Genomic DNA, 25,150 nt, shown 5'->3' with positions numbered 1-25,150 from the left:
CACGACCGTCACAGCGTCTCGTTCAGGGCCTTGATCGGCATCTTCAGCTCGCCGAGCAGGTCGAGATCGGTCTCAGCGGGCCGACCCAGAGTGGTGAGGTAGTTGCCGACGATGACGGCGTTGATCCCGCCGAGGATGCCCTTCTCGGCGCCCAGGTCACCGAGGGTGATCTCGCGGCCGCCGGCGAAGCGCAGGATCGTGCGCGGCAGCGCCAGCCGGAACGCGGCGATGGACCGGAGCGCCTCGTTCGGCTCGAGCACGTCCAGGTCGCCGAAGGGGGTGCCGGGGCGCGGGTTGAGGAAGTTGAGCGGCACCTCGTCGGGCTCGAGCTCGGCCAGGTTCGCGGCGAACTCGGCGCGCTGCTCCAGCGTCTCGCCCATACCCAGGATACCGCCGCAGCAGACCTCCATGCCGGCCTCGCGCACCATCTGCAGGGTGCCCCAGCGCTCCTCCCACGAGTGGGTGGTCACGACCTTCGGGAAGTGCGAGCGCGAGGTCTCCAGGTTGTGGTTGTAGCGGTGCACGCCCATCGCCTTGAGCTCGTCGACCTGCTCCTGGGTGAGCATGCCGAGGCTGCACGCGATCTGGATGTCGACCTCGTTGCGGATGGCCTCGATGCCGGCGGCCACCTGGCTCATCAGGCGCTTGTCCGGGCCTCGGACGGCGGCGACGATGCAGAACTCCGTCGCGCCGGTCTTGGCGGTCTGCTTGGCGGCCTCGACCAGCGACGGGATATCGATCCACGCCGAGCGCACGGGCGACTCGAACAGGCCCGACTGGCTGCAGAAATGGCAGTCCTCGGGGCAGCCACCGGTCTTGAGGCTGATGATGCCCTCGACCTCGACCTCGGGGCCGCACCACTTCATGCGCACCTCGTGGGCGAGCTGGAGGACCTCGTCGAGCTTCTCGTCGGGCAACTGCAGCACGGCCAGGACCTGCTCCTGGCTCAGTCCCTCGCCGCGCTCGAGCACCTGCTCGCGTGCGACCTCGATGATGTCGGCCAGGACCCCGGTCATGTAGATCTCCCTCGTCGGCTGTGCGCTGTCGGCTGTGGTGTGCGACACCGTGGCGTCGCGGTTACCGAGCACTGTACAGCGTTCAATTCATGAACGGTGTTCAAGGGCCGTCGGTCACAGTCGGGCGAGTCCGGCCAGCCACTCCCGGTCGAACCACGACGCGGCCTGCGCACCGAACCGCGCCGGCGCGAGCGCGGGGGCACCGTCGGGCACCCTGCCCACGATCGGCACTCCGGTGAGCTCGGGAAGGTCGACGAGGTTGCAACGTTCCGCCAGGCCCGGGGCCTCGGGCCAGCGGGAGAGCACGATCCCCGCGCAGGCGACCCCGCCGGCCTCCAGCGCCCGGACGGTGAGCTCGGTGTGGTTGAGCGTGCCGAGGGCGGGATCGGCCACCACCACGACCGCCGCGCCGAGTTCCCGGGCCAGGTCGATGAGTGTGAACGGTGTTCGAGTTCCGTCGAGGCCGAGGCGCACCAGGACGCCGCCGGCCCCCTCCACGAGGACCGTCCCCTCCACACGCCGCACGATCTCGACCGCCTCGTCGAGGCCCAGGGGCGCCAGACCCGCGCGGCGGGCCGCGGTGAGCGGCGCGAGGGGCTCCGGGTACCGCCGGTGCTCGACCGTCTCCACCCCGGGAACCAGCCGCGCGACCTCGGCCGCGTCCGACAGCGCACCGTCGGCGTCGCGATCGGCACCGTCGGGCAGTCCGGTCTGGGCGGGCTTGACGACGGTGACCGGCCCCGCGGTCCGCAGCGCCGCGGCGAGGGCGGCCGTGGCCACCGTCTTACCGACGCCGGTGGACGTGCCGGTCACGCCGAGGATCATGCGACCGCCCGCCGGATCACTGCGACGGCGGCGTCGACCTCGGCGTCCGTGAGATCGGCGCGGACGGTGATCCGCAGCCGCGAGGTCCCTTCTGGCACCGACGGGGGCCGGAAGCAACCGACGTGCACGCCCTGCGCCGCGCAGGCGTCGCGGGCGGCGACGGCCCGCTCCGGCTCGCCGAGGACGAGCGAGACCACCGCCGATGTCGGCTCGGGCGCGCCGATGCCGGAGGCCACGGCGCGGGCGCGGTCGAGGACCCGGTTCGCGAGCGCGGGGTCGGCCCGCAGTTCGGCGAGGGCGGCGGCCGCGGCCGCGACGGCCACGGGGGCGAGGCCCGTGTCGAAGATGAACGGACGCGCCGCGTCGATGAGGTGCGCGCGCACCCTCTGAGGTCCGAGGACGACGCCCCCCTGGGAGCCGAGGGCCTTGGACATGGTGGCCGTGACGACGAGGTCGGGCGCGCCGGCAAGGCCGAGTTCGTGGACGAGACCGCGCCCGCCGTCGCCTCGGACCCCCAGGCCGTGCGCCTCGTCGACGACGAGGACCGCGCCGTGCGCGCGGGCGGCGGCGTAGAGGCCCGCGACGGGGGCGAGCATGCCGTCCGCGCTGTAGACCGAGTCGGTGAGGACGAGCGCGCGGACCTCGGTGCGCGCGGCGAGGGCCTCCCGAACGGCGTTCACGTTTCCTCGCGGGGTGACGACGATGCGCGCGCGGGAGAGGCGGCAGGCGTCGACGAGCGAGGCGTGCGAGCCGCCGTCAGAGACGACCAGGGCACCGCGGCCCGCGAGCGCGGTCACGACACCGAGGTTCGCGAGATATCCCGACGAGAAGCACAGCGCCGCCTCCGCGCCCAGGAATTCCGCGACGCCGCGCTCGAAGGACTCGTGCAGTTCGGTGGTGCCGGTGACCAGCCTCGATCCGGTGGCGCCGGCTCCCCAGACGCGCAGGGCGTCGGCGGCGGCCGCGAGCACGCGCGGGTGCCGACTCAGGCCCAGGTAATCGTTCGACGCGAGGTCGAGCCCGGGTTCGTCGGGGCGGCGCGCCGTCAGCGTGCGACGCAGGCCGGCCTCGGCGCGGTCCGCGGCGTAGCCGTCGAGCCACCCCAGCGCATCTACTTGAACACCGTTCACCCGATCACTGTAGCGCCGCGCGGACCGCGGCCGAGACCCCTCCGCAGATCGCGGCCACATCCGCGGGCGTGCTGATGAACGGCGGCATCGTGTAGACGAGGTCGCGGAAGGGTCGCAGCCAGACCCCGGCGGCGACGGTCGCCTCAGTGGCGACGGTCATGTCGACCGGCCGGTCGAGCTGCACCACGCCGATGGCGCCCAACACGCGCACGTCGACGACGCCGGGCATTGCGCGCAGCGGCGCCAGCCCGTCCCGCAGTCCCCGCTCGATGGCACCCACCCGCGCCGCCCAGTTCTGCGACAGCAGCAGTTCCGTACTGGCCACGGCGATCGCGCAGGCGAGCGGGTTCGCCATGAACGTCGGTCCGTGCATGAGCGCACCCTGGTCGGAGTTCGAGATGGTCAGCGCGACCTCGTCGGTGCAGAGCATCGCGGCCAGCGTGAGGTATCCCCCGGTCAGGGCCTTGCCGACGCAGAGGATGTCCGGTGTGACTCCGGCGGCGTCGCACGCGAACAGCGTCCCGGTGCGCCCGAATCCGGTCGCGATCTCGTCGCAGATCAGCAGCACCCCGTGCCGGGCCGTGATGTCGCGCAGGGCCGCGACGTACGCGGGCGGGTGGAAGCGCATGCCGCCCGCGCCCTGGACGACCGGCTCGATGATGACGGCCGCGAGCTCGTGGGCGTGTTCGCCGACGAGGCGATCCAGCTCGGCGACATAGTCCTCGTCGTACTCCGCGGGCGGCGCCGGCGCGAAGACCTGCGTCGCCAGGACGTCCGACCACAGGGAGTGCATGCCACCGTCGGGGTCGCACACGCTCATCGGCGTGAAGGTGTCGCCGTGGTAGCCGCCGCGCCAGGTCAGCAGCCGGTTCCGGCCACTGATCCCCCGGGCGCGCCAGTACTGCAGCGCGGTCTTCACGGCGACCTCGATCGACACCGAGCCACTGTCGGCGAGGAAGACCCGGTCCAGACCGTCCGGCGTGATCCGGACCAGGAGCTCGCCCAGCCGCGCGGCGCTCTCATGAGTCAGCCCGCCGAACATGACGTGCGACATCGTGTCGAGCTGCGCCTTCGCCGCGGCGTCGAGCACCGGGTTGCGGTAGCCGTGGATCGCGGCCCACCAAGAGCTCATCCCGTCGATGACCTGCGATCCGTCGCCGAGAGTCAGGCGCACGCCCTCCGCCGAGGTGACCACCCGGGCCCCGGTACCACCCACCGCGCTGTACGGGTGCCAGAGGGTGCGGGCGTCCAGGGCGAGGATCTCATCGGGCGTCATGTCGGGCCACCATAGCCGCGTTACTCTGGCCGGGTGCACGGCACGAGCGGGTTGGGCCCGAAGGAACGTCGGGTGGGTTCGACCTACCGCCTGCAGCTCTCCCCTGCCTTCACGTTCGACGACGCCGCAGCTCAGGTGCCCTACCTGGCGGATCTCGGCGTGACCCACCTGTACCTGTCGCCGGTGCTGGAAGCGGTGCGCGGTTCCATGCACGGATACGACGTCGTCGACCCGACGACGGTGCGCGGCGAGCTGGGCGGCCGCAAGGGCCTCGAGCGGCTCGCGGACTCGGCGCACGTCGACGGCCTCGGCCTGGTGATCGACATCGTGCCGAATCATCTCGGCGTGGGCCGCCCGGAGCAGAACCCGTGGTGGTGGGATGTACTGCGCCTCGGCCGGATGTCCGCGTTCGCGCACGTCTTCGACATCGACTGGGACCCGCGCAACGGGGCCGGGGGCAAGCTCGCGATCCCGGTCCTGGCCTCCGAGGAGGACGCGGCGGCGCTCGCCGTCGACCGTACGGGGCCCGAGCCCGTGCTCCGCTACCACGACCGCACGTTCCCGATCGGTCGCGACGTGGGCGGCCTCGACGCGGAGCGACTGCATTACGCGCAGCCCTACCGGCTGGTGCCCTGGCGGTCCCCGGTGCGCTCCTACCGGCGGTTCTTCACGGTCGACGACCTTGCCGGCGTCCGCGTCGAGGACCCCGAGGTGTTCGCCGCGACGCACGCCGAGATCGGCTCCTGGTTCGCGGACGGGATCGCCGACGGCTTGCGCGTCGACCACCCCGACGGCCTGGCGGATCCGATCGACTACCTGCGCCGGCTGCGCGAGCTCGTCGGACCCGACGCCTGGATCGTGGTCGAGAAGATCCTCGAGCCGGACGAGCCGCTCGATCCGGATCTCCCCGTCGCCGGAACGACGGGCTACGACGCGCTCCGCGAGCTCGGTCACGCCCTGCTCGACCCCGCCGGGGAGCCGGGCCTGACGGATCTCCACACACGCTGGACCGGGGACGACGGTGCCGTGCGGTGGAACTCCAGCTCGGTCCTCCGACTCCGAGACGAGCTCGCCGCCCGCGATCTGCGCCCCGAGTTCCTCCGGCTGGCCCGGTCGGTCCGTGAGGAGACCGGTACGTCCGTCCCCATCGATGCGCTCGCGGAGGCCGCGCTGGCGTGGATGAACGAGATCCCCTACTACCGCGACGACTACCCGGTCCTGCACGTCCCCGCCGCGAACACGGGAACCTATGCGCACTATCGGTCGACCTTCGGCGAGGCCGTGCCCGGGCAGGCGACCGCGACCGAGGCCGTGGCGGCCGCGCGCTCCCTCGGCCGGGACAGCGCGCACCGGTTCGCCCAGCTCACCGGGGCGCTCACGGCGAAGTCCCTCGAGGACACCTCCTATTACCGCGCCGCCCGGCTGATCTCCCTGCAGGAGGTGGGCGGCGCACCGTCGGACTTCGGGCCCGAGGATCCCCACCCGGCCCTGTCCCGCCGCGCCGTCGAGTGGCCCGCGGCGATGACCACCCTCTCGACCCACGACACCAAGCGCGGTGAGGACGTCCGGGCCCGGATCGGGGTGCTCGGCCAGTGCTCCGGCGACTGGGCGACGGCGGTGGAGCGGTGGCTGCCCGAGCTGCCCTCCGCACCCGATCCGGTCACAGGATTGTTCCTGCTCCAGACGGTGTTCGGCGTCCTGCCCGACGACGGCGCGGTCACCGACGACCTGCGGGGCCGGCTGCACGCGTACGCCGAGAAGGCCATGCGGGAGGCCCGGATCGGCACCTCCTGGACCTCGCCCGACGGTGCCTTCGAGGCCGCCGGTCACACGTTTCTCGACGCGGTGCTGGGCGGTCCGGTCGGTACGGAGATGGCGGAGCTGGTCGCCGGACTCGCTCCGCACGGCCGTTCCGACTCCCTCGCGCAGAAGCTGCTGCAGCTCGCCGGGCCGGGCGTGCCCGACATCTACCAGGGCACGGAGCGATGGGAGGACTCGCTCGTGGATCCCGACAACCGCCGCCCCGTCGACTGGACGGCGCTGCGGGACGACTCGCACCCCAAGCGGGCAGTGGTGCGCGCAGCGCTGCGGCTGCGCCGCGAGCGCCCGGACAGCTTCGTCGGCGGCTCCTACACTCCGCTCCGCGCGGACGGCCCCGGTGCCGATCACCTGCTCGGGTTCCACCGCGGCCCGCAAGGCGGATCGTCCGACGTGGCCGCCCTCGCGACGCGCCGCTCCCTGGTCCTCGACCGCGCCGGGGGCTGGCGCGGCACACGCGTGGACCTCGGCGGGGGCGCATGGACGGATCGTCTCACGGGGAACGTCTTCGCAGGTCGGGCGACACTCGCCGAGGTTCTCCTCGAACATCCTGTCGCCCTGCTGGTGCGCGAGTAGAAAACTTGTCAGTGGGTCCGCGCACACTCGTGAACATGAACAGCGAAACCCCGCGGCCGCTTCGGACGGCACTCGCCCAGTCCGCCACCGCGCGCGCCGGCGTCAGCGGCGCTCGGATCCGCGCCTCGTCGCTGGCACGGGTGGCGGAATCGCTCCGGGAGCACGGCCTCCCCGCCGATCTGCTGCCCACGGGTCGGCTGGTGATGACGGTCGCCACGTCGCGGCTCACGGCCCAATCCCTGCCCGGCGGCGCGATCGAGGTGCGGGCGTTGCGCGAGGGCCGCAACTCGATCCTCGGGCTGCTGGAGGATCCGGAGGAGGTGGCGCACCTCCTCATCCGCTGTGCCGGCATGTCCACTGCCTGGGAGCTCACGGCGGACATCTACGACAGGCTGGTGCTGGACGGGGCGCGGTCGGTGCTCAGTGAGGTCCCGATGGGCGACACGCTGTACGTCCGGCTCGGGGAGCGCACCTTCGGGGAGCTCTTCGCGGAGGACGGGAACGCCTGCCTCGGTGTGCCCGCGGTGGTCACGCTCACCACCCACATCTGTGCCGATTCTCTCGACGAGATGTGGCGGTTCCGTCTGCTGGACCAGCACGAGTTCCGGTCCGTCGGGTGCATCTCCGGTGGTCGGCACGAATCCGTCGAGTCGGCGGTGGCAGCGCTGGCGCTGCACCGCGCACGCACCCCGGAGTGGGAGGCGTTGCACTGACGCTATCGTTCTTCACCGATGTCCATGCCGCCCCCTTCTCTCGCCGATCATCGGTTCGAGGTGTGGGCGCCGCGCCCGGATCGGGTGCGTCTCTGGCTCGACGGCGCGGTGCACCCGATGCGGGCCGACCCCGGCGGTTGGTGGCGCACCACGGCACCGGCCCGCGAGGGAGCGCGGTACGGCTACCTGCTCGACGATGACGGCACCGTACTCCCCGATCCGCGGTCACCGCGCCAACCCGACGGAGTGCACGCACCGTCGGCCCTGATCCCGGAGGTCGCGCCGCCGCGCTGGGAGGGCCGGGAGCTGCGCGGCGCCGTCGTGTACGAGTTGCACATCGGCACGTTCACCTCCGAGGGCACTTTCGACGCGGCCGTCGAGCGGCTCCCGTACCTCGTGGAACTGGGCGTCGGTTTCGTCCAGGTCATGCCGGTCAACGCCTTCAACGGCACGCACGGTTGGGGCTACGACGGTGTCGGTTGGTTCGCCGTGCACGAGCCCTACGGCGGGCCGGCGGGCCTGGAGCGGTTCGTCGCCGCCGCGCACCAGGTCGGGCTGGGCGTGCTGCTCGACGTGGTGCACAACCACCTCGGCCCGTCCGGCAACTACCTCGGGCGGTTCGGCCCGTACGAGACCGACGGCGCGAACACCTGGGGCCGGACGATCAACCTGGACGGCGCGGGCAGTGCCGAGGTGCGGCGCTTCATCCTCGACGACATGGCGTGGTGGCTGCGCCGCTACGGGGTCGACGGGCTGCGGCTCGACGCGGTGCACGCCCTCGTGGACGATCCCGACCGACACCTGCTGGCCGACGCCGCGGCGCTGGCCACCGAGCTGTCCGCGGAGCTCGGTCGGCCACTGGCGCTGATCGCGGAGTCCGATCTCAACGATCCGCGCCTGGTCACGGCCGCGGACCGCGGCGGTTACGGGCTCGCGGCGCAGTGGAACGACGACGTGCACCACGCGATCCACACCTACGTCTCCGGCGAGCGGCAGGGCTACTACGCCGACTTCGGCAGCCCGGAGTGCCTGGCGACGGTGCTCACCGAGGGCTTCTTCCACGCCGGCACCTTCAGCTCCTTCCGCGGGCGGGTGCACGGCGAGCGGATCGACCCGGCGGTGGTGGCACCGTCGCAGCTCCTGGCCTATACCTGCACGCACGACCAGGTGGGCAACCGCGCCCGGGGCGACCGGCCGTCCGAGTACCTGTCCCCCGGTCGGCTCGCGATCAAGGCCGCGCTGGTCCTGTTCTCCGCCTTCACTCCGATGCTGTTCATGGGCGAGGAGTGGGGCGCGCGCACGCCCTTCCGGTTCTTCACCAGTCACCCGGAGCCGGAGCTGGCCCGCGCGACGGTCGAGGGTCGCACGGCGGAGTTCGCCGCGCACGGTTGGCCGCCGGGCGAGGTGCCCGACCCGCAGGACCCGGCCACCTTTGCGGCGTCCCATCTGGACTGGACCGAGCGGGAACACCCCGAGCACGCCCGGCTGCTGCGCAGCTATCGCGCGCTCATCGCGCTGCGCGACGACCCGGCGCTCGCCGTCGACGATCTGCGCGCGGTCACCGTCGACCACCCCGGCGAGGCCACCTGGTTCGCGGTGCACCGCGGCGACCTCACGCTGATCGTCAACGTCTCCGACCCGCCGGTCACGGCGCCGTTCGGGGGCACCCCCGTGCTGGAGTGGGCGGCACCGTCGGTCCAGGGCGGCGCGACGACCGTGCCGGGCGAATCCTTCGTCGTCCTGCGCCGCGCACTATGAAGTCACTTTTCCTGCCACCCTGTTGCTAAGCGATCGCTTTGTGAGAACCTTGCCCGTATGCGAATCGGATTGGGCATCAACTACACGGACGGGTTCAAGGCCACGGCCGACGAGGTCCTCGACCTGGAGCGGGCGGGGCTGGACATCGTCTTCGTCCCCGAGGCGTACTCGTTCGACGCCGTCAGCGCGCTCGGCTACCTCGCCGCGAAGACCGAGCGCATCAAGCTCGCGTCCGGCATCCTGCAGATCTACACCCGCACGCCCACGCTGACCGCGATGACCGCCGCCGGACTCGACAACGTCTCCGACGGCCGGTTCATCCTCGGCCTCGGCGCATCGGGCCCGCAGGTGATCGAGGGCTTCCACGGCGTGAAGTACGACGCCCCGATCGGCCGTACCCGCGAGATCATCGAGATCTGCCGCAAGGTCTGGAGCCGCGAGCGGCTCGAGCACCGCGGCAAGTACTACACGATGCCGCTCACCGAGGAGGACGGCGGCACCGGCCTGGGCAAGCCGCTCAAGCTGATCAACCACCCTGTGCGCGACCGTATCCCGGTCCTGCTTGCCGCACTCGGACAGAAGAACGTGGCGCTGGCCGCCGAGGTCGCCGAGGGCTGGCAGCCCATCTTCTTCCTGCCCGAGAAGGCCAAGGACGTGTGGGGCGATGCGGTGGCGGAAGGCAAGGCCAAGCGCGATCCCGCGCTCGGCGAGCTCGACGTCTACGCCGGGCCGGCGCTCGCGATCGGCGAGAACGTCGATCACCTGCTCGGCTTCGTCAAGCCGCACCTCGCGCTGTACATCGGCGGCATGGGTGCCAAGGGCAAGAACTTCTACCACACGCTGGCCACCAACTACGGCTACGGCGCCGAGGCGGACCGGATCCAGGAGCTCTACCTCGCGGGCGACAAGGCCGCCGCCGTCGAGGCCGTGCCCGACGAGCTGGCACGCAATGTCTCGCTGATCGGCCCGAAGGGCTTCGTCAAGGAGCGGATCGCGGCCTTCGAGGAAGCGGGCGCCACGGTGCTCAACGTAGTGCCGATCGCGGAGGACGCGGCGGGCCGCGTACAGCAGGTCGAGCTGCTGCGCGGGCTCCTGTAGCGTCCGACACAGTCCGATAGGGGGCGGTCCGGGAAGATTTCCGGACCGCCCCCGGTTGTCTCTTCTGTGACCGAAGCTTCCTTCCCCCGCCCCCGCCTGTCCCTCCTCGAGCTGGCTCCCGTCGTCGACGGTGCCTCCTTCGGCGACGCACTCCGCGACACGATCGCGACCGCGCAGGAGGCGGAACGACTCGGGTACGAGCGGGTCTGGGTCGCCGAGCACCACTCGATGCCCGGTATCGCGAGCTCCGCCCCGGCCGTCCTCATCGGCCAGATCGCGGCCGCCACCGACTCGATCCGCGTCGGCTCGGGCGGAGTCATGCTGCCCAACCACCAGCCCCTCGTCGTCGCCGAGCAGTTCGGCACGCTCGACGCACTGTTCCCGAACCGCATCGACCTCGGCATCGGGCGCGCGCCCGGAACGGACCAGCTCACCGCGCACGCGCTGCGTGGCGGCAAGGTCAGCGAGTCGGTCGACGACTTCCCGCAGGCGCTCGCGCACCTCCGCGCCTTCCTCCGCGACGACTTCCCCGCCGACCACCCGTACGCCGCGATCACCGCCACTCCGGGCACCGGTTCGAATCCCGAGATGTGGCTGCTCGGCTCATCGACCTTCAGCGCAAAGCTCGCGGGCCTGCTCGGCCTGGGCTTCGCCTTCGCCCGGCACTTCGCGCCGCAGGCCACGCTGCCCGCCCTCACCGAGTACCGCGAGAACTTCCGCCCCGGCGACATCGACTCCCCCAACGCCATGCTGACGGTGACCGTGATCGCCGCCGACACCGACGAGCAGGCCCAGCGGATCGCCGGACCCGCGAAGGCGTCGATGTACCGGGTGCGCACCGGCAACCCCGGCCGGATGTTGACCTTCGATCAGGCCGCCGCGCAGCCACTGACGGCCGATCAGGAGCAGGCGATCGCGCCCACCACTGCCGCCTGGATCGTCGGTTCGCAGGACACCGTGCGCGACGAACTGCGCTCGCTGCTGGAGCGCACGCAGCCGCAGGAGCTCATGATCGCCGGGATGATCCCCGGGCGCGACGAGCGCGTGCACAGCCTCGAGCTGATCAAGGGCGCGGTCGACCAGTTGGGCTGAGCCCTACGCCGTGACGTCCCCGTTGAACAGCACCCGGGTCGGGCGGACTCGCACCACGACCTCCTCGGGGACGGCGTTGCGCCGCCCGAATTCCTCGCCACGCTCGGCGCCCATGTACCGGACTCCGCAGGCCGTGCAGATCTGGAGCAGGTACTCGGGATCGTCGACGAACTCGGCGATGCCCTGCACCTGCGCGAAGGCGTACGGCGGTTCCTGCAGGTCGACCGACACCGCGACCCGCGGGTCCTTCGCCAGCAACCGCCCCTTCGGCGTGCCCCGTCCCGTGGCGAAGACGAGGGCACCGTCGTCGATGACGAACCAGACCGGCGTCGTGAGCGGGCGCCCGTCGGTCGCGAGGTAGGCGAGGTGCCCCGTCCGCGTTCCGGCGGAGAGGAACTCGACGGCGGCCGGGGTCAGGGACTGCGTGATCTGCATGGGTCGAGGCTACGTCTCCACCCGGATCTCCACCCGTCGGTCGATCCGGCTCCGCGCTGATCGCGGAAGAGTCTGCGGTATGAACTCAGCGACCACCGCCGTCATCGCCGTCATCGCCATCGGCTGGATCTTCTACCGCCAGTTGCAGGCCCGTCCGCTCAAGGAGAAGACCTCCCGCATCGCGCTCGTCCTGGCCGCAGTCGGTCTCGTCCAGACGGTGCAGTACGTCTCGCACGGCGGTCCGGTGGGCGCCGGGCACGTGATCGCGGCGGTGATCGGCCTCGCCATCGCCGTCGCGCTCGCCTACCCACGGGCCCTGACCACCAAGGTCTTCCCCGGCCCCGACGGCGCCTACCTCCGGCAGGGCACGGCCGCCACGATCGGGCTGTGGATCGTCGCGATCGGCCTGCACGTGGCCGTGGACTTCGTCGTTCCCGCCACGATGGGCGACCACACCGGCCACGGCTTCGCCGGCGTGACCACGATGCTGTTCATCGGCGTCACCCTCTTCGCCCAGAATCAATTCCTCCAGCAGCGTGTCGCCGCGCACCGCGCCCAGCAGCCGGTGGTCCCGGTCGGCTGACAGATCCTGTCATCCGCGCCCGACGGTGCGCCTCACGCACGGTCTGGCCCGTCTCATAGTTCGGGCGTGCGCGCGGTCAGCCCGAGTCTCTCCGGCCCGAAGTCGATCTCGGCGCCATCGCAGCTGCAGAGCAGATCGGCGAGAGTCGCGATTCGGGACTCTCGCTGAGCGCGGTCTCGATCCGTTCCCACGACTGGATCATCCATGATGGACGACTCCGCCGCGAGATCTTTGGCACACGAAGGCCACTCATGGTCAGAGCCTTCCGATCGCCTTCCTCAGCTTGTCGAGGAAGGCGTCCTCGCCGAAGGTGTTGACCTTGAAGAAGACCGCTTGGCTGCCGCCGGAAGTGATGCCGGTCAGGTACAACTGCTCGCCGTGTCCGACCAGTGTGAGACTCAGACTCACCCGGTTCGAGCCGACGAGGCTGTATCTCTCGTAGACGCGCACTGCGATCCGGCAATCGCCCACCGCAAGGGTGCTCCCGTCCTCGTACGACGCCGAAGCGCTCCCTCCGGTGATCTCGGCGTCGAGGACCTCCAGGGCCCGATCGAAGTCCCCGACGAACGCGTGCTCCAACTTCGCCATGACGCACCTCCTCGATCCCATTGTGCCTACGCAGGCGCCACCCGCTCCGCCGCGACATCGGGCAGACTCGGCGGGGTGGGAACCTTCACCGATCTTGCCGAGTACCTCGCCCTCCCCCGCACGAACGCCCTCACGGTGTCGCCGGACGGGAAGCGCCTCGTCGCCGCGGTCAGCGAACTGACCAAGGACGGCGCCGAGTACGCCGGCACCCTGTGGGAGATCGACCCCACCGGGGCGGAACCCGCCCGCCGGCTCACCGACCCGGCGCGCCCCGCATCGTCGCCGACCTTCGACGGGACGAGACTTCTGTTCGTCCGCAAGCACGGCGACGGCGACGATGCCGTCCCCGCGATCTGGGAACTCCCGGCCGCCGGCGAGCCGGTGCTGCGGGCACAGGCCCCCGGCGGACTCTCGAACCCCATCGCCCGCGGTGGGGTCGTGCTCGCCGTCGGCCCGCGGTTCGCCGAGGACGATGCCACCGACGGCCGGATCCGCGAGGCCCGCAAGACCGGCAAGGTCTCGGCGATCCTGCACTCCGCCGCCGTCGTCCGCTACTGGGACACCGACCTCGGACCCGCGATCCCATGGCTGTACCGGATCGACGACGACGGCGCGAATCCGCTCGCGCCCTTGCCCTTCGGCGGTTTCATCGAGCCCCACCCGTCGCTCTCCCCCGACGGCTCCTTCGTCGTCGTCGAGGACGGTGCCGCCCGGGGCACCGCGGTCCGCGCCCGGCTGGTCCGCGTCGACACGACGACGGGCGACGCCCTGCCGATCGTCGACGACGAAGCCTTCGAGGCGCACGCACCGGCCGTCTCGCCCGACGGTGCGCGCATCGCCTACCTCCGGGAGTCCATCAGCACGCCGGAGAGCGCCCCGACCGTCACCCTCTGGGTCCACGACCTCGCCACCGGCGAGGACACGCAGTGGGCCGAACAGTGGGACCGCTGGCCCGGCGCACCCGTCTGGCTGCCCGACGGCGACGCCGTCCACCTTGCAGCCGACGACAACGGCCACGCCCCGGTCTTCCGCGTCGACACCGAACGGGCCACCGAACTCACCGGCGACGACGCCGCGTACTCCTCGCTCCAGATCACCAACGGCGGAACGGCGTTCGCCCTCCGATCGTCGTACCTCACCCCGTCCCACCCGGTCCGGATCGACGGCGGCACCGTCGTCGATCTCCCGCCGGTCGCGGCGCACCCGGACCCGCCCGGCACGCTCACGGAGCTCACGTCCACCGGGCCCGACGGTGCCCGTACCCGCTCCTGGCTCGTCCTTCCGGTGGGTGCGGACGCGGATCATCCGGCGCCGCTGCTCCTCTGGGTGCACGGCGGCCCGCTGGGCAGCTGGAACACCTGGCAGTGGAGGTGGAACCCGTGGCTGCTCGCCGCGCGCGGATACGCGGTGCTGCTGCCTGATCCGGCGCTGTCGACGGGCTACGGGCAGAACTTCATCCAGCGCGGCTGGGGCCGTTGGGGCGGGCCCGTCTTCACCGACCTCATAGCCGCGGTCGACGCCGCCGAGGAGCGCGAGGACATCGACGAGACACGCACGGCGGCGATGGGCGGCAGCTTCGGCGGATACATGGCGAACTGGATCGCCGGGCACACGGACCGGTTCGACGCGATCGTCTCCCATGCCGGACTGTGGGAGCTACCGGGCTTCGGCACCACGACCGATGCCCCCTTCTACTGGCGCACCGAGATGACGCCCGCGATGGCCGAGGCGAATTCGCCGCACCACGCCGTCACGGACATCCGTACGCCGATGCTCGTGATCCACGGCGACAAGGACTACCGGGTCCCGATCTCCGAAGCCCTCACCCTGTGGACCCAGCTGCTCGCGGACTCGGGGCTGCCGGCGGCTCCGGACGGTTCCACCGAGCACCGGTTCCTGTACTTCCCGGACGAGAACCACTGGATCCTCAAGCCCGGCAACGTCACCGTCTGGTACGAGACAGTGTTCGCCTTCCTCTCCGAGCACGTCCTCGGCGAGTCACGGGAGCTGCCCGAGGCACTCGCCCCGGGCCCCGACGCCTAGACCGTGAACACTTGGATCGACTAACTGTTCATAGTGAGCTAGGCTGCAGTATGACCGCCACCCTCCACACCTCGCCCGATCCCGAGCAGCCGATCTCACTCGACCACCAGCCCGCGTGGGCGCATCCGGTGATCGAATTCCTCCGGGACGCCGCGGAGCACGGCTACTCCGTCCAGCTGACCGCCAAGCTCGACACGATGACTCCGGCGCAAATGGCCGATCGGCTCGGGGTCTCCCGAGCAACGATCTCGCGCCGGATCGCATCCGGCGATATCCGCGCACTGAAAGTCGGCAACCGGCATCGCATCACCACGCAGGAGTTCGCGCGGTACCGCGAGGAGATGATGATTTCAATCGCCGAACAGAGCCAGGACGATTTCGAGGTCGATCTGCGCCGTGGCTGATACCGCGGTTGAATTCCTCGACGCGAACGTTCTCGCAAAGCCGGTTACTCGTTCCCTGCTTCTGATTGCGGCGGGGTACACGGAGGACCTTCGTGTCACGTGGAGTGCGTACGCCGAGATCGAAGCAGACCGCCATGCGCGAGAAAATGCCGTGTCCGTGGCGCAGGTTCGAACGCGGCACGGATTCGCACTCGCCCTTTCCGGTGCGGATCCGCAGCGGTTCACTCACGTCGACGTCCGCGAAAGACCGACAGATATTGGCTGATGCAGCAGCCGCGCATGCCACCTACCTGGTGACGGAGGACGTCGATGATTTCGCTCCAAACGACATACACGCCGCAGGCCTCGCCGCGGCGGTGAACCCGGATCTGTTCTTGAGTCGACGTGTTTCACATGAGACGTACGTTGCCATCCTCGACGTCATTTGCCGAGGACGAACGCGGTACCCACAGACGCCGGCGCAGTTGCACTCGGCTCTGGCCGCGAACCATCCACTTCTCTACGCGGCGCACGCGCGTGCATTCGCAGTCGATCCGGCGACCCCGATCCATCGGCAATCACGCGTGTTGTTCCGCGGCACGCGATGCCTGGGTTGTGCGGGCCCGCTCAACGATTCCGCGCGCGCAGCCGGGCTGTGCGAGGGCTGCAAGCAGCCGGACTGAATCAGGTCAAGTAGCGATACGCCGGCGACCCGGGCTCGAGCCGCTCGCAGTGCAGCCGCGAGTCGTTCATCCGCTCCAGCAGTGCCCCGAGATCGCCGGCGCGCCCCAACTCCACGCCCACGAGAGCCTCGCCGGTATCGCGGTTGTTGCGCTTGACGTACTCGAACAGCGTGATGTCGTCGTCGGGACCGAGCACCTCGTCGAGGAACCGACGCAGCGCACCGGGCTCCTGCGGAAAGGCCACGAGGAAGTAGTGCTTGAGACCCTTGTGCACCAGCGAGCGCTCGATGACCTCGTTGTAGCGCGACACGTCGTTGTTGCCGCCGGACAGCAGGCACACCACGGTCGCGCCGGGCTCGAACCGCAACTGCGCCAACGCCGCCACCGACAGCGCGCCCGCGGGCTCGGCGATGACACCCTCGTTCTGGTACAGGTCCAGCATCGCCGTGCAGATGGCGCCCTCGTCCACCTCGATGATGCCGAGCTCCCCCGCCGCGACATCGCGGATCTCGTGCGCGGGCCAGACGGCGCCGCCCTCGGCGACGGCGACGTCGTAGCCGATCCGGCCGATCTTCTTGACGGCGGCACCGTCGACGAACGGATCGATCGAGGCCAGCTCGACCGGACCGCCCGCCTCGATCGCCCGGGCCAACGACGGTGCGCCGGCGGGCTCCGCGCCCACGATGGTCACCGTCGGCGACTGCGAGCGGAGGTAGCGGGTGACACCGGCGAAGCAGCCGGCGCCGCCGACGGGCATCACGGTCACGTCGGGGACGACGCCGCCGAGCTGCTCGACGAGCTCGACCCCGATGGTGCCCTGACCCGCCGTGGTGCGGGGATCGTCGAAGGCGTGCACCCAGGTGGCACCCGTGGCCGCGACGTCTTCCAACGCAGCCCCTGCAGCGGCGTCGTAGGTCTCGCCGGTGGCGATCAGCTCCACGTAGCGTCCGCCGTGCGCGCGGATCCGGTCCCGCTTCTGCTTCGGTGTGGTCGTCGGCACGTAGATCCGGCCGTGCACCTCCATGGCCCGGCACGCGAACGCCACGCCCTGGGCGTGATTGCCGGCCGATGCCGCCACCACGCCCGCGGCCTTCTCGGCGTCGGTCAGCTGAGCCATGAGGTTGTACGCGCCACGGATCTTGTACGAGCGGACCACCTGCAGGTCCTCGCGCTTGAGGTAGACCTTCGCTCCGGTCAGCGCGGACAGCCGCTCACACGGCTGCAGCGGACTCATCGAGACCACCCCTGCGAGCCGCGCGCGGGCATCGATGATCGAGTGCACCGTCAGGTCGGCGGCGGCACTGGACATCGATGACGTAGACATGCGGGCCATTTTCCCACTCGCCTCGCGACGCTCCGCACCCCGCCCTGGTCAGCCCCACGGGTTGGGCGTGGGCGCCCCGTCCGAGGCCCGTCCGCGCCGCCGTACGGCACGCACGGCCTGATCCGCACCGAACACGAGCGCGAGCCAGGCCGTCAGCCCGGTCGTGCCGCCCACCAGGAGGAAGAACAGCCCGGCCAGCCACAGGCCGGTGGTGTCCTGCGACGCCCACCACGCCCACGGGACGGCGAACCCGACCACCGCGACGACGGGAATCACCACGAGCAGCCAGAGCCGCCGGAGGACGAGTAACACGACCGTCGACGCCAGCACGATCGCCGCACCGCACGCGATCACCTGCCAGGGCCTGTACGGACCCTGCGCCACACCGTCGACCTCGTAGTACTCGTGGTCCCACCCGAGAAACGCGCCCCACATCGCCCCGCAGAAGACCGCGAGGACGATCAGCCACACCATCACGCGCATGCATTCGATGTTAGCCATCACGAACCGAACCATCCCGGGTTCCGGCCGCGGGTCCGAAGCACCGCGCACTTCCGCGTGCCATCATTGCCGGGTGGCGGACGTCTACCGGATGCGGATCGCGATGATCATCGCCCTCGCGGGCGTCGTCGTGGCAGCCGTGACGCTCGACTTCCACCGCGACCCGCCCTGGTCCGTCCTGCTGTTCGGGATCGTGGCCGCGGTGGCCGCCGTCCGGTTCCTCCCGGAGGGTCGAGTCCCACTACCCGCCCGGATCGCGATGGAGGCGGTGTCGGCCGTCGCGGTCGGCGTGCTCTTCGGGATCCAGCCGAACGCGGCGGTCGGCGTCCTGCTGTACACCGGGACCGTCTACGCCGGCGGCGAGTTCCCGGTGCGGGCCTCGATCCCACTCGCCCTGCTGACCGGCGGCAGCGTCACGACCACCGCGCTCCTCACCGGGCCCGCGGATTTCAACGCCCTCTGGATCGGCGGGTCCGTCATGGTCACCGTCTGGGCGGGCATCGCGGGCCGGACACGGCGGGAACGAACGCGCGCGCTGGAACAACTCGTGGAGCAGACCCGCCTCACCGCGGAGTCGGAGGCGCGCAGCGGCGCGCTCGCCGAGCGCGCCCGCATCGCGCGCGACCTGCACGACGTCCTCGCGCACACCCTCTCGGGCGCTGGTATGCAGCTCGAACTCGCCGACGCGCTGCTCGAGGCCGGCCGTCCCGACGATGCCCGCGCCGCCGTCCAGCGCGCCCGTGGCGCCATCGCCGACGGCGTCACCGAGGCCCGCGGCGCCGTCCACGCGCTGCGCGAGGACACCGTCGACCTGCCGACCACCCTCGCCGCGCTCGCGGACGGCCCGGAGGAGAGCGTCGAGACCGAGCCGGTCGAGCTGACCGATCCCCAGGTCCGCGCGGTACTGCGCGTCGCGCAGGAGGCGTTCACCAACGCCCGACGGTACGCGCCCGGCGCTCCCGTCAGGGCCCGCCTGGTCCGGATACCCGACGGTGCCGAGCTCACCGTCGTCAACGGTCCGGGCCGTCCCGCCGACGGCGTGCGCGGCTCGGGCATGGGCCTGATCGGGATGCGCGAGCGCGCGGCGGAGATCGGTGGCACGCTGCAAGCGGGTCCGAACGACGACGGCGGGTGGACGGTACGCCTGAGCGTCCCGCCGCCCACCGTTCCGACGAAGGAGCTCTGAGTGAACGACATTCGCGTGGTCGTGGCCGACGACCAGGCCGCCGTCCGCGAGGCGCTGGCCGCGATGCTCGACCTCACGGCGGGCATCGAGGTCGTGGGGGCCGCAGCCGACGGCGTCGAGGCCGTCTCGCTCGTCCGCGAGCACCGCCCGGATGTGCTCCTCACCGACCTCCGGATGCCGAACCTCGACGGTGCCGGGGCCACCGAGCGCGTGCTCGCCGACGCTCCTGACACCGCCGTCGTCCTGCTCACCACCTACGACGACGAGGAGTCCATCCTCCTCGGCCTCCAGGCGGGAGCCCGCGGATATCTGACGAAGAACGCGGGGCGCGCCGAGATCGCAGCGGCGATCACGGCCGCCGCGGCCGGGCAGTCGGTGCTCGACCCGCAGGTGCAGCAGCGGCTCGTCGCCTCCGCGACGGGCGGCGCGAGCGCACGTCCGGCACCGTCGGGCCGCGCGGCGGCGCCCGCCCCGGATCTGACGCCCCGCGAGCGGGAGGTGCTGCGCCTCATCGCCGACGGTCTGACGAACCGGGACATCGCGGGCCGGCTGTTCGTGAGCGAGTCGACGGTGAAGACGCACATCAACAACCTGTTCGCCAAGGCCCACCTCCGCGACCGCGCGCACGCCGTGCGGTACGCCTTCGAGACCGGGGTCGCGGCATCCGGTCAGGCCGATTGAAACCCTTCTCCACTGCACGCCACCGGCTTACGGTCGGACATCATGGCGACAACGATCATCTCCCCGACACGCGCCGTGTCGACCACAGCGCAGTCGGGCGCGACATCCGTTCCGGTGCGGCTCGTCCCGCGCCGACGGCCCGGACGATGGGCGGCCGCGGCCGTCGTCGCGGTGCTCGGCGCGATGCTGGTCAACACGCTGCTCACCAACCAGCGCTTCGAATGGCCCATCGTGGCCCACTACTTCACCCAGGCGGCGGTCCTGAAAGGGCTGTGGCTCACCCTGTGGTTGACCGCGGTCACGTTCGCGGCGGGTTTCGTCCTGGGCATCGGGCTGGCGGCGATGCGGCTGTGGGGAGGACCACTGCTGCGGGCGGTGTCCTTCGGCTTCGTCTGGCTCGTGCGGTCGGTACCGCCACTCGTGCTCCTCCTGTTCTGGTTCCAGCTCGCTTCCCTGTATCCACGCCTGTCGCTGGGGATCCCGTTCGGCCCTGAGTTCGTCACCGTCGACACCACGCACCTGATCAGTGGGATCGTGGCCGCGATCATCGCGCTCACGCTGGACGTGGCCGCGTTCGCCGCGGAGATCGTGCGCGGCGGCCTGGTCTCGGTGCCGCCGGGGCAGACCGAGGCCGCCCGGTCGCTGGGGCTCGGCCCGCGCCGCATCTTCCGGCGGATCGTGCTGCCCCAGGCGATGCCCGCGATCATCCCGGGCTCCGGCAATCTGCTGATCGGCCTGCTCAAGTCGACCTCGTTGGTCAGCGTGATCGCGGTGACCGACGTGCTCTACTCGGTGCAGCTGGTCTACAACCAGAACTTCAAGGTGATGCCGCTGCTGCTGGTCGCGACCACCTGGTACGTCGTGATCACCTCGGTCCTCGCAGTGGGCCAGTACTTCGTGGAGCGGCGGTTCAGCCGGGGTCGACGGGACGCCCGCCCCTTCCGCGAGATCCTCCGCGACGCCGCACGCCTGCGGCCGCGACTCCCCCGCACCACTGCGCCCCCGACGGTGCCGGTATCGGCGGACTCGGCAGGTGAGCGCCGATGAGCGCCATCGAGATCCGCGGCCTGCGCAAATCCTTCGGCGGCCGCGAGGTACTGCGCGACGTGGACCTCGACGTCGCCCCCGGCGAGGTGGTCGTCATCCTCGGCCCCTCCGGCTCCGGAAAGTCGACACTGCTCCGCTGCATCAACCACCTCGAGCGACCCGACAACGGCTACGTCCGCGTCGGCGGCGACCTCATCGGGTACGGCGAGGGCGGCGCTCGCCGCGGCGAGACGGTCCTGCGTGAACTCCACCCGCGGGACGTCGCGCGCCAGCGCCGCCACATCGGCATGGTCTTCCAGCAGTTCAACCTGTTTCCGCACTTCACTGTCCTGGAGAACCTCACCGAGGGACAGCACGCCGACGGCGTTCCGGCCGACGAGGCCGCCCGCCGCGGCCGGGAGCTGCTGGCGCGCGTCGGCCTGGCGGGGAGGGAGGACTCGTATCCGTCGCAGCTCTCCGGCGGGCAGCAGCAGCGCGTGGCGATCGCGCGCACCCTGGCGATGCGTCCCGACGTGGTGCTCTTCGATGAGCCCACCTCCGCGCTCGATCCGGAGCTCGTCGGCGAGGTCCTCGCGGTGATCCGGGATCTCGCCGAGTCGGGCATGACGCTGGTCGTCGTCACCCACGAGATCGGCTTCGCCCGAGACGTCGCGGACACCGTCATCTTCATGGACGACGGCCGGATCGTCGAGACCGGCCGGCCCGCGACGATCTTCTCCGACGCCGAACACCCTCGCACCCGCGAATTCCTCGCGGCGGTCCGCTGATCCACCACCTCCAACCATCCGATCCCCCTGCACCAGGAGACATCCATGCGCAGCCGCGCCCTGTTCGCCACCGTCGCCGTCACCGCCGCCACCGTGCTCGCGGCGTGCGGCGGACCGTCGGACCCGTCCACCGGGAGTTCCGCGTACCCCGTGCCCACCCAGGATCTCGTGTCGGGCATCGCCGTCGATCCCGCCGCGCGGGCCCTGCTTCCCGAGGGAACGACGGAACTCACGCTGGGCCTCACCCGACAGCCCGGCATCAACAACCTCCCCCACGCCGGCGAGGTACCCGAGGGCACCCCCGTGGGCCTCGACGTGGACCTGCGAGAGGCTGTGGCGAAAGCCCTGGGCGTCACGTGGAAGCAGGAGATCGGCACGTTCTCCACGATCATTCCGGGAGTGCAGAACGGCCGGTACCAGGTGGGGCAGGGCAACTTCGGCGTCACCAAACCGCGCCTCGAGGTCGTGGACTTCGCGACCTACCTGAACGACGGGCAGGCCTTCGTGGGGGCGTCGAAATCCGGTCTCACGAGCGTGAAGACGCTCGAGGACCTGTGCGGCAAGAAGATCGTGACGGGGTCGGGCACCACCTTCCAGCAGATCCTGGAGAAGGGCACCGGGCAGTGCACGTCGAAGGGGAAGCCCGCGTACACCGTGCAGTACCTCGACGACCAGGGCGCGATCGTGCTCAACCTGCAGAACAACCGCGTCGACGCCTATTTCGGACCAACGCTCTCGCTCCGGTACCTCGTCGACAAGGTGCCCGGCACGACCTTCCTCGGCGAGTACTCCACCACCGTCGTCGGATTCGTGACGGCGAAGGGCTCGCCGATCGCCCCGGCGATCTCCCACGCGATCAACACGCTCATCGCCCGCGGCGAGTACCAGAAGCTGTTCGAGAAATGGAAGGTGCCGACCTCGGCACTGCCGAAGTCCGAGGTCAACCCGACCGCGGGGTTCTGATGGGGATCGAGTCCCTCGCCTTCCTCACGCCCGGCAACTACGCCGACGACGACCCCGCAGCCGGCCTCGACGACACCTTGCGCCTCATCGCCTTCGGCGAGGAGCTCGGCTACCGCGGCGCCTGGGTGCGCCAGCGTCACCTGGAGCACGGGATCTCCTCCGCGGCGGTGTTCCTCGGCGCCGCCTCCCAGCGCACCACGACGATCGAGCTCGGCACCGCGGTGATCCCCATCGGCTACGAGAACCCCTTCCGGCTCGCGGAGGATCTGTCGCTCGCGGACGCCCTGTCGCGCGGACGCGTCCAGGCCGGGTTCTCGACGGGGATGCCGCATGCGGACCTGCTCACGGACCTCGTCTTCGACCACCGCCCGACCGAGTCCGGGCACGCGCGGGTGGCGCGCACCGTCGAGCATCTGCGCGGCGCGTACCTCGGCGACGAGGGCACCCGGATCGAGTCGCCCGGAAACGTACAGCGGCCGCGGCTGCAGCCGCACTCCCCCGGTCTGGCGGACCGGTCCTGGTACGGCGGAACCTCGCTCGGCTCGTCGCGGTGGACCGGCGAGGCCGGATTGCACCTGCTGACCGGCAACATCGTCTCGGCGGCGGGTGTCGACTCCGACGACTTCGGGACCGTGCAGGCCCGGCTCATCGACGCGTTCCGGCGGTCCGGAGGCGACCGCAAACGGGTCGCCGTCGGGCGGGTGATCGTGCCGACGGACAGCGCCGACCGCTCCACCGCGGACCGGTACCGCGCGTACGCGCGCTCACGGTACGAACGCACCCGAACCGCCCACGGGGACAGGCGGACCCTGTTCGCCGAGGACCTCGTCGGGCCCGTCGCGGAGATCGCCGAGCGACTCGCCGTGGACCCCGCCTTCGCGCCGGAGACCGGACCGGTCACCGAATTCCGCCTCGAGCTGCCCTACGAGTTCGACGTGCGGGACTACGAGCAGATCCTCACCGATGCACTCGGACTACTCCCGGCGCTCGCCTCCGCCGCCTAGGTATGCGTCTCCCGCAGAGTGCGGACGAGGTTCTTCTGGATCTTGCCGGTGGCGGTCTTCGGGAGGGCGTCGACGAAGACGATCTCCTTGGGCGCCTTGAAGCCCGCCAGGTTGTCCTTGGCGTACGCGAGGAGCGCGTCGACGTCGCGCTCGCCCGACGGTGCCGCGACCACGAACGCCGTGACGGCCTCGCCCCAGTGCTCGTGCGGGGTACCGACGACCGCGACCTCGGCGACGGTGTCGTGGCCGAGCAGGACTCGTTCGACCTCGACGGAGGAGACGTTCTCGCCGCCGGACTTGATGATGTCCTTGGCGCGGTCGGTGAAGAAGACGACGCCCTCGTCGTCGAGGTAGCCGATGTCGCCGCCGTGGAACCAGCCGTGCGCGAAGGACTCCGCGTTCGCGGCGGCGTTGTTCCAGTAGCCCTCCATGAGCTGCGGTGAGCGGTAGACGATCTCGCCGACCTCACCGGGCGGGAGGAGGGCACCGTCGGCGCCCATGATCGCGACGTCGGTGGACACCGTGGCGGGACCCCAGGAGTCGTCCTTGACGCCCTGATGGCCGGCCCACTGCAGCTCCGAGGCGGGCGTGGTCTCGGTCTGCCCGGATCCGAGAACGATGGCGGCGGAGGCGAACCGCGCCCGCAGCGCGGCGAGCAGCTCGGCCGGCATCGGCGCCATCGCGTACATCCCGGCGACCAGCGACGCGGTGTTCTCGTCGTCCAGCTCGGGCTGGGCGAGCAGCGCCGCCCACATCATGGGCAGCAGCGTGATGTGCGTGACCCGATGGTCGACGAAGGCCCGCGCCAGCTTCTCGGGATCGAATCCCCGCAGCAGCACGGCGGTTCCGCCGGTGATGAGAGTGGGCATGAGGAGCGCGTCGAGCGCGGTGACGTGGAAGAGCGGCAGCGCGATCGGCTGGACCACGGGCTGCACGTCCGGCCGCAGGCCCAGGCCGAGCGCGGAGGACAGCGCCGAGATGTGCACCGCCACATGGCTGGTGACCACACCCTTCGGGCGGGCCGTGGTGCCGGAGGTGTACAGGCAGTGGAGCACGTCCCGGTCCTCGACGATCGTCTCGACCACGGAGCCGTCGGGATCGAGGACCTCCGGGAAGGCGGTCGACGGTACGCCGCCCACCTCGGCCGGGATCTCCCCCGCGCCGTTCGACACCACGTACACCGCCTCCACCACGTTCTCCGCGGCGCCGAGGGCGGCGGTCAGCGCGGGGACGAAGACGTCCTCGGTGATGACGGCGCGGACACCGCTGTCCCCGAGCTGGTAGGCGACATCGCCGGGCGCGAGCAGCAGGTTCAGCGGCATCGCCACCACCCCGAGCTTCGCGCACGCGAACAGCGACACGGCGAACTCCCAGCGGTTCTGCATCTGCAGGGCGATCGCGTCGCCCCGCCCGTAGCCGCGCGCCTGCAGGCCGCGGGCGAGCGCGTTGGACCGGCTCTCCAGCTCCCGGTAGCTGACCACGTGCTCGCCGTCGACGATCGCGATCCGATCGCCGAAGGTCCGGGCGCCCCGGGTGGGCAGGTCGCCCACGCAGACGCGGTGGGTGAGGTTCACCGCCAGCGGGTCGATACCGGACATATCGGGGCGCATCGCTCGACTCATGGCGGCACCGTAGCCCGTCCACGGCGGACGCGCGCGAC

General features: G+C 71.0%; 24 protein-coding genes. 15 read left to right on the top strand and 9 right to left on the bottom strand.

The genetic code is table 11. The annotated features are described in order from the left end of the window. Window positions 1–8: 8 nt before the first annotated feature. The 4 genes from bioB to AXK60_RS02715 all read right to left on the bottom strand — a co-directional run bounded on the left by bioB (window position 9) and on the right by AXK60_RS02715 (window position 4,247). Window positions 9–1,016, bottom strand: coding sequence for a biotin synthase BioB (bioB, locus tag AXK60_RS02730; protein ID WP_068569921.1), 1,008 nt, complete (start codon window positions 1,014–1,016; stop codon window positions 9–11). A gap of 114 nt (window positions 1,017–1,130) precedes the next feature. Beyond that, the gene (bioD, locus tag AXK60_RS02725; protein ID WP_068569423.1) at window positions 1,131–1,841 is read right to left on the bottom strand and encodes a dethiobiotin synthase; all 711 of its coding nucleotides are present in this window, start codon (window positions 1,839–1,841) and stop codon (window positions 1,131–1,133) included. Then, window positions 1,838–2,971 (bottom strand): 8-amino-7-oxononanoate synthase, encoded by a 1,134-nt coding sequence (locus AXK60_RS02720; RefSeq protein WP_068569422.1) that lies wholly within the window; start codon window positions 2,969–2,971, stop codon window positions 1,838–1,840. The genes bioD and AXK60_RS02720 overlap by 4 nt, the downstream gene beginning before the upstream one ends. A gap of 4 nt (window positions 2,972–2,975) precedes the next feature. After that, window positions 2,976–4,247 (bottom strand): adenosylmethionine--8-amino-7-oxononanoate transaminase, encoded by a 1,272-nt coding sequence (locus tag AXK60_RS02715; RefSeq protein ID WP_068569421.1) that lies wholly within the window; start codon window positions 4,245–4,247, stop codon window positions 2,976–2,978. A gap of 33 nt (window positions 4,248–4,280) precedes the next feature. Here AXK60_RS02715 and treY point away from each other — a divergent pair, with 33 nt between their 5' ends. From treY to AXK60_RS02690, 5 genes are all read left to right on the top strand, one after another. Beyond that, window positions 4,281–6,641: a malto-oligosyltrehalose synthase gene (treY, locus tag AXK60_RS02710; RefSeq protein WP_244881000.1), complete on the top strand. Its 2,361-nt coding sequence runs from the start codon at window positions 4,281–4,283 to the stop codon at window positions 6,639–6,641. Between the two features lie 35 nt (window positions 6,642–6,676). Beyond that, a complete protein-coding gene (locus AXK60_RS02705) occupies window positions 6,677–7,354 on the top strand; it encodes a hypothetical protein (RefSeq protein WP_139057714.1) in 678 nt (225 codons plus the stop codon). Window positions 7,355–7,372: 18 nt separating this feature from the next. Continuing rightward, window positions 7,373–9,112 (top strand): malto-oligosyltrehalose trehalohydrolase, encoded by a 1,740-nt coding sequence (gene treZ / locus AXK60_RS02700; protein WP_231855374.1) that lies wholly within the window; start codon window positions 7,373–7,375, stop codon window positions 9,110–9,112. 57 nt (window positions 9,113–9,169) lie between these two features. Beyond that, the gene (locus AXK60_RS02695; protein ID WP_068569418.1) at window positions 9,170–10,210 is read left to right on the top strand and encodes an LLM class F420-dependent oxidoreductase; all 1,041 of its coding nucleotides are present in this window, start codon (window positions 9,170–9,172) and stop codon (window positions 10,208–10,210) included. A 66-nt stretch (window positions 10,211–10,276) separates the two neighbouring features. Continuing rightward, window positions 10,277–11,302 carry an LLM class flavin-dependent oxidoreductase gene (locus AXK60_RS02690; protein ID WP_068569417.1) on the top strand — a complete coding sequence of 342 codons (1,026 nt, stop codon included), beginning with the start codon at window positions 10,277–10,279 and terminating at the stop codon, window positions 11,300–11,302. Between the two features lie 3 nt (window positions 11,303–11,305). Here the strand turns inward: AXK60_RS02690 and AXK60_RS02685 are convergent, their stop codons facing one another. Then, window positions 11,306–11,737, bottom strand: a complete 432-nt coding sequence (locus tag AXK60_RS02685; RefSeq protein ID WP_068569416.1) for a PPOX class F420-dependent oxidoreductase — start codon at window positions 11,735–11,737, stop codon at window positions 11,306–11,308. Window positions 11,738–11,816: 79 nt separating this feature from the next. Here AXK60_RS02685 and AXK60_RS02680 point away from each other — a divergent pair, with 79 nt between their 5' ends. Next, on the top strand, window positions 11,817–12,320 hold the full coding sequence (locus tag AXK60_RS02680; protein WP_068569415.1) for a hypothetical protein: 504 nt from the start codon (window positions 11,817–11,819) through the stop codon (window positions 12,318–12,320). 255 nt (window positions 12,321–12,575) lie between these two features. Here the strand turns inward: AXK60_RS02680 and AXK60_RS02675 are convergent, their stop codons facing one another. After that, on the bottom strand, window positions 12,576–12,908 hold the full coding sequence (locus AXK60_RS02675; protein ID WP_068569414.1) for a DUF6054 family protein: 333 nt from the start codon (window positions 12,906–12,908) through the stop codon (window positions 12,576–12,578). Window positions 12,909–12,983: 75 nt separating this feature from the next. On the opposite strand from AXK60_RS02675, the gene AXK60_RS02670 reads away from it, so the two are divergent. From AXK60_RS02670 to AXK60_RS26120, 3 genes are all read left to right on the top strand, one after another. Next, window positions 12,984–14,951, top strand: a complete 1,968-nt coding sequence (locus AXK60_RS02670; RefSeq protein WP_068569413.1) for an alpha/beta hydrolase family protein — start codon at window positions 12,984–12,986, stop codon at window positions 14,949–14,951. A 50-nt stretch (window positions 14,952–15,001) separates the two neighbouring features. After that, entirely contained in the window at window positions 15,002–15,355 is a 354-nt protein-coding gene (locus AXK60_RS02665) for a helix-turn-helix domain-containing protein (RefSeq protein ID WP_068569412.1), read from the top strand. A 134-nt stretch (window positions 15,356–15,489) separates the two neighbouring features. Beyond that, complete coding sequence (locus AXK60_RS26120) at window positions 15,490–16,017, top strand: hypothetical protein (RefSeq protein ID WP_139057713.1); 528 nt, start codon at window positions 15,490–15,492, stop codon at window positions 16,015–16,017. A 1-nt stretch (window position 16,018) separates the two neighbouring features. Here AXK60_RS26120 and ilvA read toward each other — a convergent pair whose 3' ends face one another. Both ilvA and AXK60_RS02655 read right to left on the bottom strand, forming a co-directional pair. After that, complete coding sequence (gene ilvA / locus AXK60_RS02660; protein WP_068569411.1) at window positions 16,019–17,341, bottom strand: threonine ammonia-lyase IlvA; 1,323 nt, start codon at window positions 17,339–17,341, stop codon at window positions 16,019–16,021. A gap of 48 nt (window positions 17,342–17,389) precedes the next feature. After that, window positions 17,390–17,824, bottom strand: a complete 435-nt coding sequence (locus AXK60_RS02655) for a hypothetical protein (RefSeq protein ID WP_068569410.1) — start codon at window positions 17,822–17,824, stop codon at window positions 17,390–17,392. Window positions 17,825–17,915: 91 nt separating this feature from the next. On the opposite strand from AXK60_RS02655, the gene AXK60_RS02650 reads away from it, so the two are divergent. Genes AXK60_RS02650 through AXK60_RS02625 form a run of 6 tightly spaced genes read left to right on the top strand, consistent with a single transcriptional unit; the run spans window position 17,916 to window position 23,490 of the window. Beyond that, window positions 17,916–19,028 (top strand): sensor histidine kinase, encoded by a 1,113-nt coding sequence (locus AXK60_RS02650; RefSeq protein WP_068569409.1) that lies wholly within the window; start codon window positions 17,916–17,918, stop codon window positions 19,026–19,028. Continuing rightward, window positions 19,029–19,709, top strand: coding sequence for a response regulator transcription factor (locus tag AXK60_RS02645; protein WP_068569408.1), 681 nt, complete (start codon window positions 19,029–19,031; stop codon window positions 19,707–19,709). It abuts the gene before it with no gap. A 42-nt stretch (window positions 19,710–19,751) separates the two neighbouring features. Next, window positions 19,752–20,756: an amino acid ABC transporter permease gene (locus AXK60_RS02640; RefSeq protein WP_068569407.1), complete on the top strand. Its 1,005-nt coding sequence runs from the start codon at window positions 19,752–19,754 to the stop codon at window positions 20,754–20,756. Continuing rightward, window positions 20,753–21,523 (top strand): amino acid ABC transporter ATP-binding protein, encoded by a 771-nt coding sequence (locus AXK60_RS02635; RefSeq protein WP_068569406.1) that lies wholly within the window; start codon window positions 20,753–20,755, stop codon window positions 21,521–21,523. The genes AXK60_RS02640 and AXK60_RS02635 overlap by 4 nt, the downstream gene beginning before the upstream one ends. Before the next feature lie 45 nt (window positions 21,524–21,568). Continuing rightward, complete coding sequence (locus AXK60_RS02630; RefSeq protein WP_068569405.1) at window positions 21,569–22,486, top strand: ABC transporter substrate-binding protein; 918 nt, start codon at window positions 21,569–21,571, stop codon at window positions 22,484–22,486. Then, a complete protein-coding gene (locus AXK60_RS02625; protein WP_068569404.1) occupies window positions 22,486–23,490 on the top strand; it encodes an LLM class flavin-dependent oxidoreductase in 1,005 nt (334 codons plus the stop codon). Before AXK60_RS02630 ends, AXK60_RS02625 begins: the two co-directional genes overlap by 1 nt. Here the strand turns inward: AXK60_RS02625 and AXK60_RS02620 are convergent. Further along, window positions 23,487–25,112, bottom strand: a complete 1,626-nt coding sequence (locus tag AXK60_RS02620; RefSeq protein ID WP_068569403.1) for a class I adenylate-forming enzyme family protein — start codon at window positions 25,110–25,112, stop codon at window positions 23,487–23,489. The two genes, AXK60_RS02625 and AXK60_RS02620, sit on opposite strands and share 4 nt — an antisense overlap. Between the last annotated feature and the right edge of the window lie 38 nt (window positions 25,113–25,150).

It is taken from the genome of Tsukamurella pseudospumae (assembly GCF_001575195.1).
Lineage (GTDB): Bacteria > Actinomycetota > Actinomycetes > Mycobacteriales > Mycobacteriaceae > Tsukamurella > Tsukamurella pseudospumae.
Note: the sequence above shows the minus strand (reverse complement) of the source record. Positions and strands in the feature narration are given on the sequence as shown.

Excerpts from the sequence above, each read along its gene's own strand:
- bioB (WP_068569921.1), bottom strand. The coding sequence starts at position 1,016 with ATGACCGGGGTCCTGGCCGACATCATCGAGGTCGCACGCGAGCAGGTG.
- bioD (WP_068569423.1), bottom strand. The coding sequence starts at position 1,841 with ATGATCCTCGGCGTGACCGGCACGTCCACCGGCGTCGGTAAGACGGTG.
- AXK60_RS02715 (WP_068569421.1), bottom strand. The coding sequence starts at position 4,247 with ATGACGCCCGATGAGATCCTCGCCCTGGACGCCCGCACCCTCTGGCAC.
- AXK60_RS02705 (WP_139057714.1), top strand. The coding sequence starts at position 6,677 with ATGAACAGCGAAACCCCGCGGCCGCTTCGGACGGCACTCGCCCAGTCC.
- treZ (WP_231855374.1), top strand. The coding sequence starts at position 7,373 with ATGTCCATGCCGCCCCCTTCTCTCGCCGATCATCGGTTCGAGGTGTGG.
- AXK60_RS02695 (WP_068569418.1), top strand. The coding sequence starts at position 9,170 with ATGCGAATCGGATTGGGCATCAACTACACGGACGGGTTCAAGGCCACG.
- AXK60_RS02685 (WP_068569416.1), bottom strand. The coding sequence starts at position 11,737 with ATGCAGATCACGCAGTCCCTGACCCCGGCCGCCGTCGAGTTCCTCTCC.
- AXK60_RS02680 (WP_068569415.1), top strand. The coding sequence starts at position 11,817 with ATGAACTCAGCGACCACCGCCGTCATCGCCGTCATCGCCATCGGCTGG.
- AXK60_RS02675 (WP_068569414.1), bottom strand. The coding sequence starts at position 12,908 with ATGGCGAAGTTGGAGCACGCGTTCGTCGGGGACTTCGATCGGGCCCTG.
- AXK60_RS02665 (WP_068569412.1), top strand. The coding sequence starts at position 15,002 with ATGACCGCCACCCTCCACACCTCGCCCGATCCCGAGCAGCCGATCTCA.
- AXK60_RS26120 (WP_139057713.1), top strand. The coding sequence starts at position 15,490 with ATGCGCGAGAAAATGCCGTGTCCGTGGCGCAGGTTCGAACGCGGCACG.
- ilvA (WP_068569411.1), bottom strand. The coding sequence starts at position 17,341 with ATGTCTACGTCATCGATGTCCAGTGCCGCCGCCGACCTGACGGTGCAC.
- AXK60_RS02655 (WP_068569410.1), bottom strand. The coding sequence starts at position 17,824 with ATGCGCGTGATGGTGTGGCTGATCGTCCTCGCGGTCTTCTGCGGGGCG.
- AXK60_RS02640 (WP_068569407.1), top strand. The coding sequence starts at position 19,752 with ATGGCGACAACGATCATCTCCCCGACACGCGCCGTGTCGACCACAGCG.
- AXK60_RS02635 (WP_068569406.1), top strand. The coding sequence starts at position 20,753 with ATGAGCGCCATCGAGATCCGCGGCCTGCGCAAATCCTTCGGCGGCCGC.
- AXK60_RS02630 (WP_068569405.1), top strand. The coding sequence starts at position 21,569 with ATGCGCAGCCGCGCCCTGTTCGCCACCGTCGCCGTCACCGCCGCCACC.
- AXK60_RS02625 (WP_068569404.1), top strand. The coding sequence starts at position 22,486 with ATGGGGATCGAGTCCCTCGCCTTCCTCACGCCCGGCAACTACGCCGAC.
- AXK60_RS02620 (WP_068569403.1), bottom strand. The coding sequence starts at position 25,112 with ATGAGTCGAGCGATGCGCCCCGATATGTCCGGTATCGACCCGCTGGCG.